Origin of the sequence: Pseudomonas arsenicoxydans (assembly GCF_006438915.1) — a bacterium.
Lineage (GTDB): Bacteria > Pseudomonadota > Gammaproteobacteria > Pseudomonadales > Pseudomonadaceae > Aquipseudomonas > Aquipseudomonas arsenicoxydans_A.
The window spans coordinates 22,669-33,277 of record NZ_RCZE01000016.1; the positions used below are offsets into that span (position 1 = coordinate 22,669).

The window sequence follows — 10,609 nt, forward strand, 5'->3', positions numbered from 1 at the left end:
TGAAGCCTGATACCCTTTGGACATCTCCATGCCGCGATCAGAAACCATGAGCCAGACCGCGACCATTTTGGTCATCGATGACGAACCGCAAATCCGCAAATTCCTGCGTATCAGTCTGGTCTCCCAAGGCTACAAAGTGCTGGAAGCCGGCACCGGTACCGAAGGCCTGGCGCAAGCGGCGCTGAACAAACCGGATTTGCTGGTGCTCGACCTCGGTTTACCCGACATGGACGGCCAGCAAGTGCTGCGCGAGTTTCGTGAATGGTCGACGGTGCCGGTGCTGGTGCTGTCGGTGCGTGCGAGCGAGGGGCAGAAAGTCGAGGCACTTGATGGCGGCGCCAATGACTACGTGACCAAACCCTTTGGCATTCAGGAATTTCTGGCGCGGGTGCGCGCCTTGTTGCGCCAGGCGCCTGTCGGTGAAGCTCAGCAAGCGGCGTTGACGTTTGGGCCGTTGACCGTGGACCTGGCTTATCGGCGTGTGCTGCTCGATGGCGTCGAAGTGGCGCTGACGCGCAAGGAATACGCGGTGCTGGCGCAACTGGCGCGGCATCCGGGGCGGGTGATTACCCAGCAGCAACTGCTCAAGGATATCTGGGGGCCAACCCATACCGAGGACAGTCATTACCTGCGGATTGTGGTCGGGCATTTGCGCCAGAAGCTGGCGGATGATCCGACTCAGCCACGGTTTATCGTGACTGAGGCGGGGGTTGGGTATCGGTTGTTGAGTGAGGGTAGCCTTTAGTTCTGCTTTGCCTGATCTGGCGTCTTCGCGAGCAAGCCCGCTCCCACATTAAATCGGGTTCCTCAAATGAGAATGCGGTCGAATGTGGGAGCGGGCTTGCTCGCGAAGAGGCCCTTGGATTCACTCGAGAACTTCAGGAATCCCGCTCACTCTCATACCGATCCAGCGTATCCCGCGCAATCTCCCTACCCAGCGCGATCAACTCCGGCGCCTTGTAAAACTCGAAAAACCGGCATACCCGTTTCGGCACGTTGATCAGGATATCCGGCGGATACCCGGCAATCTTGTACTGCGCCAACGACGTCTGCATTACCTCGAAACTCTGGTTGATCAAGTCCAGCAAAGACGCCGGCCCGACGTTATCGATGATGAACGAACCGGTGGCCGACTTCGGCGCGCCTTCGCGCTCGGGAGCGGCTGCAGGTTGCTGCGCCTCGGGTTGGGCTGATTCGATCCAGGGGTTGATGTCAGCCGCTTCGGCCATCAGCGCTTCCTTTTCCAGCAGCAGCAATTGTTCGGCCTGTTTGCGCCGGAATGGCAGTTTCGAACCGAGTGAATTGATCAGGCTGTCGAAACGGCTCTTGAACGCCGCCGGGCGCTGGATTACTGGCAATTGATAGTGGCGCTGGTTGGTGGAGTTGAGGTTGACCGCGATGATCAGGTCGCAATGACTCGACACCACCGGCACGATCGGCAAAGGGTTGAGGATGCCGCCATCCACCAGCATTCGGTTGCCCTGCATCACCGGGGTGAAGAGGCTGGGGATCGCCGCCGAGGCGCGCATCGCCTGGTGCAGGCAACCTTCCTGGAACCAGATTTCCTGCTGGTTGGTCAGGTCCGTGGCCACGGCCGTGTAGGGAATGCGCAAGTCCTCGATATTGATCTCGCCGACGATCTTGCGGATCTGCCCGAAGACTTTCTCACCGCGAATGGCGCCTAGCCGAAAGCTGACGTCCACCAGACGCAATACATCGAGGTAATCCAGGCTTTCGATCCAGTTGCGATACTCGTCAAGTTTGCCAGCTGCATAAATCCCGCCGACCACCGCGCCCATGGAACAACCGGCAATGCAGGCGATGTCGTAACCGCGCCGTTCGAGCTCTTCAATGACACCGATATGGGCGTAGCCCCGGGCTCCACCTGAGCCCAGTACCAGTGCGATACGCTTTTTCATGAATCGCCCTCGTCTGACAAGGTTCAACAATGCACCCTTCAAGGGGCGGGCTTCAATCACAAGGGCGCTCGATAGGCCGAGGGCGTCGTTTTTTCGACACTCCATGGCGGCACTTGGCTATTCTTGCCCGCGCTGTAGTGAGTTTGCTGTGTGCGGCCAAGGCACTTTTCACGCGCAGGGCCGTCATACCTGCACGACTGTTGACCTATCTTGAGGTGGTATTGATGAAAGCCTGGATTTGCGTACCTTTGATTGCGCTGGCGCTCGCCGGTTGCGCGGGTAAAACGGCTTACCGCGAGAGCTGCGGTAGCCAGATTGACGCCGCATGGCATGAGCTAGACTTGGCCAAGGCCGAAGGTTTCGCCGGGACTGTCAGCTACTCCAAGGCCCTGTCGTTGCTGACCGGCGCCAAGACCCAGCAACAATTCGAAGCCTACGAAGGCTGCACCAGCAAAGCCGAGAAAGCGCGCTTCTACATTCGTGAGTCGCGTGCCGGTCGTTGAAGCAGTGGTATAGGGGACACTCGATTCCGGGAGTAAACGATGTCTGATTTGGTTGATCGGTTGGTGGCTCATGTCCTGGGCCTTGAAGTCCGCTTGTTGGCCTGTCAGGCACGTTTGACTGCCCGCACTGACCCTGAAGCGTTGCACGAGTTGCGCACCACGGTTCGCCGTTTGCGCAGTCTGTTGCGGCCCCTGCGTGGCCTGCCCGGTGTCGAGCAGGTGGAAGCGGCGGCGTCCCGGGTCGGAGAGATGACCACGCCGTTGCGCGATCGTGAAGTGCTGGCGGCGTACTTGCTCGAGCACGGTCAACCCGAAGCCGCGCACCGGCGCATGGCGCTGATGGCTGAAGCGTATCCGGCGGTGGCGGTGAGTCCCGAGCTGGCGCAGTTGCTGATGATCCTGGATGCTTTTCCGCGTTTTTTGCGCGCGTCCCAGCGTCAGGGTTTGCTCAAGGGCTTGCACAAGCGCATTGAAAAACGCTTGGGCAAACAGTGGAAGAAACTCGACGTTGCCCTGCACGACCCGGCCCACGACCGTCATCGCTTGCGCCTGCTGATCAAGCGTGTGCGCTATGGCATCGAGGCGTATCCCGAATTGGACCGTTTGCCTAAGCCTGCCTTGCCCCGATTGAAATCGGCGCAGGGTGCCTTGGGTGATTGGCACGACTGTTGGCAATGGCTGGTCAGGGCGCAAGAAGAGGTAGATTTGCAGCCTTGTGTCGCCGTCTGGAAAACCACCATGGCTAACGCTGAAGCCCGCGCTGACCGGGTTCTCGACAAACTCAGCGCCCGCTGCTTCAAATCCTGAAAGCACACAGATCGAACTGTGGGAGCGGGCTTGCTCGCGAAGGCGGCGTGTCATTCAACATTTATGTCGTTTGACACACCGCCTTCGCGAGCAAGTCGAATCGTCGCACCGCCGCTCCCACATTGTTTTTGTGTTGAGCATGGAATCTCGGATGCGGCTCTTCTGTCAGTACTTTTGGCCGGAACAGGTGCTGTATCCACCTCGCTGGCTGGTTAAGATCCTCTCTTCTTTTTCCCGTTTCCGAGGTCTTCATGCGCTTTTGCGATCTGCTCGACGCCGTCCGCCGGCAACCGCTGGAGCTGTCTATTCCGGCCGGATGGGCGCAGGGGCGAGCCAGTTTTGGTGGCCTGGTGGCGGCGTTGCAATACGAAGCCATGCGCGCAAAAGTCCCGGCAGACCGGCCAGTGCGTTCGCTGGCGATCACCTTTGTCGGACCGGTCGAGCCTGAAGTGCCCGTCAGCTTTGAAGTCGAGGTGTTGCGCGAAGGCAAAGCCGTCAGCCAGGTGCTGGGCCGGGCAATGCAGAAGGGGCAAGTGGTGACATTGATCCAGGGCAGCTTCGGTGCCTCGCGGCCTTCCGAAGTAGCGATCACGGCCGAACCTGCTCCGCAAATGAAGCACTGGGACGAGTGCCAGGAATTGCCCTTCATCCCCGGCGTGATTCCGGAGTTCATGCGCCATCTGGCAATGCGCTGGGCCGTCGGCGGCATGCCGTTCACCGGCAACACTTCCCGCGAGATGGGCGGTTGGGTGCGGTTGCGTGGGGATGTAAAGGAAGAGGCTGTCACCGAGTCGCATATCCTCGCGCTAGTGGATGCCTGGCCGCCGTCCTTGCTGCCGCACCTGAAAAAAACCGCGATGGGCAGCACGCTGACCTGGACCATCGAATTCGTCCAGCCATTGCTGGAGCTGAGCACGCTGGACTGGTGCAAATACCTGGTCGAAACCGAGCATGCCGCAGACGGCTACGGTCATGCGGCGGCGAAACTGTGGAGCGCAGACGGTCGATTGATCGCCATGAGCCGGCAGACGGTAACGATTTTCGCCTGATCAGTGCCGACGGTGGCGCTCACGCCAGGCGCGCCACCAGCCACCGCTGAGGAAAAATCGCGGGAAGGTCAGGAACTGCTCGACCAGCAAGCGTGACACCGCGTCTTTGCGATCACTGAACGGCTCGGAGGCTTGCGCCTCCAGGCTGTGACCGTGACGTTGCAGACCCAGCGCCGCGAGCAGGCCGATCACGCCGATGGCGATGTTCAACAGGCTCGGGCTGAACACCCCGGAAACAATCAGCAGAAACGCGACGATGAACAGCGGTACGGCAATCAGGTGCAATACCAGGTTGGTCGGGTGCTGGTGATTGTTCGGGTACGCGCGCCATTGCCAGGCGGGTAGGTTGGGGTGACGTTTGCCCATGTTGAAACTCCTCAATCCGTGTTGACCGTATGTTTGAAGAATAGGCGGGGGGAGGGCGGTCGGCGAATCGAGGTTGGCTATGGGGGTGATAGGTCGGGATTGATGTTGGCCGGGCTGACGCCATCGCGAGCAAGCTCGCCCCCACATTTAATCTGTAGGAACTCGGTCAACTGTAGGAGTCAGCCTGCTCGCGATGGGGCCCTTACAGCTTGAGCTGCCCAATCGCCTTACTCAGTTCCCCAGCCAACGCCGCCAACTCATGACTGGTAGTCGCAGAATTAATGGTCTGCTGCACAGTGTTCTCGGTCACATCACGAATGCTCACCACCGCCCGATTCATCTCCTCCGCCACTTGGCTTTGCTGCTCGGCGGCCACCGCAATCTGCGTATTGCTTTCACGCATCTGCGCCACGGAGCTGGTGATCTCAGCCAGCGCGGCGCCGGCCTCTTGAGCCTGCTTCACGCAGTCGTCAGCCTTGAAGGCGCTTTCCTGCATGAAGTCCACCGCGTCCCGAGTCCCGGCCTGTAACGCCGAGACCATCAGGGTGATCTCGTCGGTGGAGGTCTGTACGCGCTTGGCCAGGTTACGCACTTCATCGGCGACGACCGCAAAGCCTCGGCCCATTTCACCGGCGCGAGCCGCTTCGATGGCCGCATTCAAGGCCAGCAAGTTGGTTTGCTCGGCAATGCTGTGAATCACGCTGACCACGCCGTTGATTTTCTGACTGTCCTCGGCCAGGCGCTGAATCATCTCGGCCGTCTGCTGCACACCACTGGACAACCCGGCAATCGACATCTGCACTCGACTGACCACCTGCTGCCCACTGCCCGCCAGCGTGTCTGCCGTTTGCGAGAGGTCGCGGGTGGCGCCAGCGTGTTGGGCGATGTGATAAACGGTGGCGCTCATTTCATTGATCGCCGTGGCCGCCTGATCTGTTTCGCTTTGCTGGCCGAGCATGCCCTGGCGGACTTCGTTCATGTTTAAGGCGAGGCGTGCAGCACCGACATCCAATTGCCGTGCCGTGCTGGCGACGGTGTTGACGACCCGCTGGTAACCGGCCTGCATCGCGTTGAAGGCATTGGCCATCTGTCCGACTTCGTCTTTGCAGGCCAGCGGCACACGGGCCGACAGGTCGCCGGTTTTCTCGACATGGAGCATCACGTCTTTCAAGGTGTTGAGCTGACTCAGCAGGAAGCGGATCAACAGTTGCGAAGCGCCAAGCATCGCCAGCATCAGGATAAAGACGGCCACCGCGTAGTGAGCGAAACGCTCGCTGAAGACTTGGCTCAGACTCGGGCCAAAAGCAATCACTGCGACGTGCAGGCCATCAGGACGAGTGAACACTTCGGCGCCCATTAACGGATTTTCGCCGAACAGCTGCATTGGGTTGATCTCGATCCAGCCTTGGCTGTCCGTCAGCTCCAGCAGCGGCTGACCGTTCAGCAATGGGGCCTGCCCGCGGTCGAAGGTCAGCAGGTTGTCGGCCTTGGGCAACGGTTGCCCGGATGGCCAGGCGCTGAGCAACCGCGCCTGTGCTTGAGCGGAGGCTTGCGCAGCATGACTGCGGGCCTGTTGTTCGAGCTGCACGGCGTACAGCACCAGCAACAAGGTGGTGAAGAAGGCGACCGCGTTCACTGCCCAGAATTTGTATTTCAGCGAGATGTTGCTAAGCCAGGCACCCATGGAGGTCTTCTCTGATAGCGGAAACAGCATTGGCAAGGTGCCAGCATTGTGCCGCTATCGAGAAATTCTGAATTTGATGTGGATCAACATGCACCACAATCCAAATGTGGGAGCGGGCTTGCTCGCGAAGGCGGTGTGCCAGTCTATGTAGATGTCGACTGATACGACGCTTCGCGAGCAAGCCCGCTCCCACATTTGAGTTGTGGTTACTGGGGGATTGCGGGCAGACCGAAGAATGCTCGTGCGCAGGCTGTGGTGTGAACCGCCAGATCCTCCACCGTTTCCCCACGATGCAACGCCACTTCCCGCAGTACTTCAGTCAAATACGCCGGCTCGTTACGACCGTTTTTCGGCTTGGGCCGCAAGCTTCGTGGCAGCAGATACGGTGCATCGCTCTCCAACATCAAGCGGCCGCGTTTGATTTCTTTAACCAATGGATGCAGATGCGTGCCCCGGCGCTCGTCGCAGATCCAGCCGGTGATGCCGATGTGCAAATCCAGATCGAGGTAGCTGAACAGGGCTTTCTTTTCGCCGGTGAAGCAGTGCACAACGGCGGCCGGCAATTGATCACGGTAATCACGCAGGATTTCCAGCAGTCTCTGACTGGCATCGCGTTCATGCAGGAACACCGGTAATTGCAACTCGACTGCCATCGCCAGGTGCTCTTCGAGGACTTTTTCCTGCTGTGGGCGTGGCGAGAAGTCACGATTGAAATCCAGCCCGCATTCGCCCACGGCCACCACATTCGGCTCCTTGAGCAAGCTGCGCAAACGCTGGGCGCTGTCAGCGTTCCAGTCGCTGGCCGCATGCGGATGAATGCCCGCCGTGGCGAACAGGCGTTGAGCGCTTTCGTCCAGTTGTTGGCACAGTTCCAGTGCCTGTTCGCTGCCCTCGACGCTGGTGCCGGTCAGGACCAATTGGCAAACCCCGGCGGCGTACGCGCGGTCGAGTACGGCCTGGTGTTTGTCGGCAAAACTGGGGTTGGTCAGGTTGACGCCGATATCGATGAGTTGCATGGTGCTACCTCGGACCAAAGGCCGGAAAGCATATCAGAGCTGTAGATTTATAAGAAAAGCCAAGAACTACAACGAGTTAAAGCTGTCTCTTGATGCCGCGAGACAGGCCAGGGTGGTCATTGTGCCATCACTGTGCCAGTCTTTCGCACTTTGCCAGCGCTCATGGCGCTCTGTTTCTGACGTTCGATTTCGTGTTTTTTTTGGAAATCGGCCCAGTATCCTTTCCGGAGAGTGGATGACACGTCCCTCGATTTTGCTACTGCTGTGCTGTTCGTTGCTGCTGCCGATGCCGGCGGTTGCGCGTCTGGCCGGGCCGCTGCAAGCCGTGCCGGCCGCCAAAGTGCGCGACCTGGCGGAGATTCGCAGCAGTCGCGTGTTGCGGGTGCTGGTCAATCAAAGCCGCAACAGCTCCGGCGAAGTCCAGGGCCAGGCCATCGGCGTCGAATACCACCGCTTGCGCGCCTTTGAACAATACCTCAACGGCCACGCCCGCGACGGTCAGGAAGTTAGTCTCAAAATCATCCCCAAATCCAAGGATCAATTGCTCGGCGCCTTGCAGCGCGGGGAAGGGGATCTGGTCGCGCCTGGGGAGTTGCTCGATTTGCAACCTGGCCACGCGGTCAGCAGCAGCGAACCGATCGCCAGCAATATCCCGTTGGTGCTGGTGGGGATCAAGGGCGAGCGACGTTACACGCGGGTCGAACAACTCTCGGGCAAGACCCTGGCGTTACCCACCGGCAGCGCAGCCGGCGATGCCGTGAGCCAGATAAATTCAAAACTCGCCCTGCACAAATTGGCACCGATAACGATCGAGTGGGTCGATCCCAGTCTGGCCGTCGAAGATGTGCTGGAAATGGTTCAGGGCGGGATCTTTCACCTGACCATCGTCGAGCAACCAATTGCCGAGCGCTGGGGCAAGATCCTGCCAAAATTGCGTTTCGACAAGCAGGTGCTGATCAGTGATCCGGGCGAAGAATTCTGGTTTGTGCGCCGCGATGCCTCGATGCTGCGGGCGAGCATTGATCGTTTTCTGACTACGTATAAGAAGCCATCGGACCAGGACGTTGCGTTTCTACGGATCTATCGCCGGCTGTATCAAGTGCACTATCCACTGGCCAAGTCCGACCGCCAACGTCTGGAAAAACTGCGCCCGGTACTGCAGAAGCACGCCGATGCCCAAGGCATGGACTGGTTGAACCTGGCGGCGCTGGCGTTTAAAGAGTCGGCGCTGCAACCCAGTGCCCGCAACGGGGGTGGCCCCACCGGCCTGATGCAAATCACCCCGTCGGCCGCCCAGCGGGTGGGGGTCAATAACATTCAAGACCTCGACGCCAACGTCCAGGCCGGGGCCAAGTACCTGGCCATGATCCGCCGCAAGTTCTTCGCCAGCCCCAAGCTCAACGAACGTGAGCGCATGGCCTTCGTGCTGGCGGCCTACAACATTGGCCCCGAGCGGGTTCAGGGCATGCGCGCCGAAGCCCGGCGACGCGGCCTTAATCCCAATCAGTGGTTCTTCCAGGTCGAGCGCATAGCCATGGAGCAGGTGGGAATGGGGCCCGTCAGCTATGTTAATAGCGTGAATAAGTATTACCTGGCGTTCGATCGTGAGAGGGAGTCATTGGAGCCGCAGGGACAAAAAGTGGTCTCTCGAAAATGATCGACTAAACTGATTGTTATGTCGCAACTATTGCGCTTTTTACATTTGTTTTATCGATTAATATGGCGCCCAACGAACACACACTCACAATGGATGACACAGCATGAGCTCACTGATCAACAAGGTACTGTTTACCCGCGCCGGTTTCGGCCTGACCGCGATACGGATTGTCGTCGGGGTCATCTTCGCAGCTCATGGCGCGCAGAAGCTCTTCGGTATGTTTGGTGGCTACGGCATTGCCGGCACCGCGCAGTACATGGAAAGCCTGGGCCTGGCACCCGGTCACCTGATGGCGATTCTGGCGGGTGGTACCGAATTCTTTGGTGGTCTGGCGTTGATTATCGGTCTGCTGACACGTCCGGCTGCACTGGGCCTGACCTTCCTCTCGCTGGTCGCGATTTTCTCGGTGCATATCCATAACGGCTTGTTCATGGCCAACAACGGTTATGAATTCGCCCTGGCCTTGCTCGGTGGCAGCATTGCGGTATTGATCGAAGGTGCCGGCAAGATGTCGCTGGACCGCGCCATCACCGACTGACCGCTCTGGCTCAACGAAAAGGCCCGCATTGCGCGGGCCTTTTTGTTGCGCGTCATTCTTGACACTGTCCGGTCAGCTTCTCTAGGATGTTGCCCATGCGCCGATTTAAACAGCTACTTGCGGGGCGCCAGGTGACTCATCCAGTTGCCGATAGAAGCTTGAAACAGGCTTCGAAATACCGCTAAAGCGCTGGTTCGGTGTTGCCTCTCACCTGCCATGCAGAATTTTGAGGCAGAGACACGACTCGATGAACGCACTTAGCCCCGTAGTACGTCCCGCGCCGATCACGGCACATCTCACCCAGCGCAATCCAAAAATCCTGCTTGGCGGTAAACATCAGCCGACGCTTCTGCGTTACCTCGACGGCTGGCCACGTCGTACCGGTGGGCCTGCAGCTTTCCTGATCCAGTTTGTTGAAGACGGCGAATCGCTGGCTCGATTTGCCAGCGACAGTTTTGACTTGGCGGTGATTCAATCACCGAACCTCGACGACGCGCCGGAAGTGATCAGGCAACTGACCCGCGTTGCTCGACAGGGGTTGATTACCCGGCGCTAAGGTTTACGGATACTCAATCGCCACGATGTACACGCATTGCTCACCGGTCGGTGTCTGGACCCGAACTTCGGCGTCCAGCGCCTTGCCGATCAGTGCGCGGGCGAGGGGTGAGTCGATGCTGATCAGCCCCAACTTCAGGTCCAGCTCATCCGGACCGACAATGCGATAGCGCGACTCTTTGCCGTCTTCGTCTTCAATCGTGACCCAGGCGCCAAAATAGACCTTGTTCGGATCGCTGGGCTTTTCGCTAACCACCTTCAACGCTTCAAGCCGTTTGGTGAGAAAGCGCACACGGCTGTCGATTTCACGCAGCATTTTTTTGCCGTAGGTGTATTCCGCGTTCTCGGAACGATCACCCTGCGCCGCAGCCTCGCTCACCGACTGCGTCACCTGCGGTCGCCGTACATGCCAAAGCTCATGAAACTCGGCCCGCATCCGTGCTTCACCTTCAGGGGTGATCAGCGCGGTGCCAGCGGGGCGGGGTGGACGATAACGGCTCATGGCTACTTCTTGT

The 10,609-nt window shown here is 59.2% G+C and carries 12 protein-coding genes; 7 read left to right on the top strand and 5 right to left on the bottom strand.

Annotation, left to right across the window (positions count from 1 at the left end; all coding sequences use genetic code 11):
- Window positions 1-46: 46 nt before the first annotated feature.
- Window positions 47-745 carry a response regulator gene (locus EAH78_RS27495; RefSeq protein ID WP_140671063.1) on the top strand — a complete coding sequence of 233 codons (699 nt, stop codon included), beginning with the start codon at window positions 47-49 and terminating at the stop codon, window positions 743-745.
- Between the two features lie 133 nt (window positions 746-878).
- Here the strand turns inward: EAH78_RS27495 and EAH78_RS27500 are convergent, their stop codons facing one another.
- Window positions 879-1,919: a patatin-like phospholipase family protein gene (locus tag EAH78_RS27500; protein WP_140670871.1), complete on the bottom strand. Its 1,041-nt coding sequence runs from the start codon at window positions 1,917-1,919 to the stop codon at window positions 879-881.
- Between the two features lie 224 nt (window positions 1,920-2,143).
- On the opposite strand from EAH78_RS27500, the gene EAH78_RS27505 reads away from it, so the two are divergent.
- The 3 genes from EAH78_RS27505 to EAH78_RS27520 all read left to right on the top strand — a co-directional run bounded on the left by EAH78_RS27505 (window position 2,144) and on the right by EAH78_RS27520 (window position 4,278).
- Complete coding sequence (locus EAH78_RS27505; protein ID WP_027925691.1) at window positions 2,144-2,422, top strand: hypothetical protein; 279 nt, start codon at window positions 2,144-2,146, stop codon at window positions 2,420-2,422.
- A gap of 39 nt (window positions 2,423-2,461) precedes the next feature.
- Window positions 2,462-3,229, top strand: coding sequence for a CHAD domain-containing protein (locus tag EAH78_RS27510; protein WP_140670873.1), 768 nt, complete (start codon window positions 2,462-2,464; stop codon window positions 3,227-3,229).
- A 251-nt stretch (window positions 3,230-3,480) separates the two neighbouring features.
- Window positions 3,481-4,278, top strand: a complete 798-nt coding sequence (locus EAH78_RS27520) for an acyl-CoA thioesterase (RefSeq protein ID WP_140670874.1) — start codon at window positions 3,481-3,483, stop codon at window positions 4,276-4,278.
- Here the strand turns inward: EAH78_RS27520 and EAH78_RS27525 are convergent, their stop codons facing one another.
- From EAH78_RS27525 to EAH78_RS27535, 3 genes are all read right to left on the bottom strand, one after another.
- On the bottom strand, window positions 4,279-4,644 hold the full coding sequence (locus tag EAH78_RS27525) for an Mpo1-like protein (protein WP_140670876.1): 366 nt from the start codon (window positions 4,642-4,644) through the stop codon (window positions 4,279-4,281). It abuts the gene before it with no gap.
- A gap of 202 nt (window positions 4,645-4,846) precedes the next feature.
- Window positions 4,847-6,328 carry a methyl-accepting chemotaxis protein gene (locus EAH78_RS27530; RefSeq protein WP_140670878.1) on the bottom strand — a complete coding sequence of 494 codons (1,482 nt, stop codon included), beginning with the start codon at window positions 6,326-6,328 and terminating at the stop codon, window positions 4,847-4,849.
- A gap of 206 nt (window positions 6,329-6,534) precedes the next feature.
- Window positions 6,535-7,344 carry a TatD family hydrolase gene (locus EAH78_RS27535; protein WP_140670880.1) on the bottom strand — a complete coding sequence of 270 codons (810 nt, stop codon included), beginning with the start codon at window positions 7,342-7,344 and terminating at the stop codon, window positions 6,535-6,537.
- 235 nt (window positions 7,345-7,579) lie between these two features.
- On the opposite strand from EAH78_RS27535, the gene EAH78_RS27540 reads away from it, so the two are divergent.
- From EAH78_RS27540 to EAH78_RS27550, 3 genes are all read left to right on the top strand, one after another.
- The gene (locus tag EAH78_RS27540; protein WP_140670882.1) at window positions 7,580-9,001 is read left to right on the top strand and encodes a transglycosylase SLT domain-containing protein; all 1,422 of its coding nucleotides are present in this window, start codon (window positions 7,580-7,582) and stop codon (window positions 8,999-9,001) included.
- Between the two features lie 103 nt (window positions 9,002-9,104).
- Window positions 9,105-9,539 carry a DoxX family protein gene (locus tag EAH78_RS27545; protein WP_140670884.1) on the top strand — a complete coding sequence of 145 codons (435 nt, stop codon included), beginning with the start codon at window positions 9,105-9,107 and terminating at the stop codon, window positions 9,537-9,539.
- Between the two features lie 247 nt (window positions 9,540-9,786).
- Window positions 9,787-10,095 carry a class I SAM-dependent methyltransferase gene (locus EAH78_RS27550; protein ID WP_140670886.1) on the top strand — a complete coding sequence of 103 codons (309 nt, stop codon included), beginning with the start codon at window positions 9,787-9,789 and terminating at the stop codon, window positions 10,093-10,095.
- A gap of 3 nt (window positions 10,096-10,098) precedes the next feature.
- Here EAH78_RS27550 and greB read toward each other — a convergent pair whose 3' ends face one another.
- Window positions 10,099-10,596 carry a transcription elongation factor GreB gene (gene greB / locus EAH78_RS27555; RefSeq protein WP_123432654.1) on the bottom strand — a complete coding sequence of 166 codons (498 nt, stop codon included), beginning with the start codon at window positions 10,594-10,596 and terminating at the stop codon, window positions 10,099-10,101.
- Window positions 10,597-10,609: the final 13 nt, after the last annotated feature.

Coding starts and splice junctions, on each gene's coding strand:
- EAH78_RS27495 (WP_140671063.1), top strand. CDS start 47: ATGAGCCAGACCGCGACCATTTTGGTCATCGATGACGAACCGCAAATC.
- EAH78_RS27500 (WP_140670871.1), bottom strand. CDS start 1,919: ATGAAAAAGCGTATCGCACTGGTACTGGGCTCAGGTGGAGCCCGGGGC.
- EAH78_RS27505 (WP_027925691.1), top strand. CDS start 2,144: ATGAAAGCCTGGATTTGCGTACCTTTGATTGCGCTGGCGCTCGCCGGT.
- EAH78_RS27510 (WP_140670873.1), top strand. CDS start 2,462: ATGTCTGATTTGGTTGATCGGTTGGTGGCTCATGTCCTGGGCCTTGAA.
- EAH78_RS27520 (WP_140670874.1), top strand. CDS start 3,481: ATGCGCTTTTGCGATCTGCTCGACGCCGTCCGCCGGCAACCGCTGGAG.
- EAH78_RS27525 (WP_140670876.1), bottom strand. CDS start 4,644: ATGGGCAAACGTCACCCCAACCTACCCGCCTGGCAATGGCGCGCGTAC.
- EAH78_RS27530 (WP_140670878.1), bottom strand. CDS start 6,328: ATGGGTGCCTGGCTTAGCAACATCTCGCTGAAATACAAATTCTGGGCA.
- EAH78_RS27535 (WP_140670880.1), bottom strand. CDS start 7,344: ATGCAACTCATCGATATCGGCGTCAACCTGACCAACCCCAGTTTTGCC.
- EAH78_RS27540 (WP_140670882.1), top strand. CDS start 7,580: ATGACACGTCCCTCGATTTTGCTACTGCTGTGCTGTTCGTTGCTGCTG.
- EAH78_RS27545 (WP_140670884.1), top strand. CDS start 9,105: ATGAGCTCACTGATCAACAAGGTACTGTTTACCCGCGCCGGTTTCGGC.
- EAH78_RS27550 (WP_140670886.1), top strand. CDS start 9,787: ATGAACGCACTTAGCCCCGTAGTACGTCCCGCGCCGATCACGGCACAT.
- greB (WP_123432654.1), bottom strand. CDS start 10,596: ATGAGCCGTTATCGTCCACCCCGCCCCGCTGGCACCGCGCTGATCACC.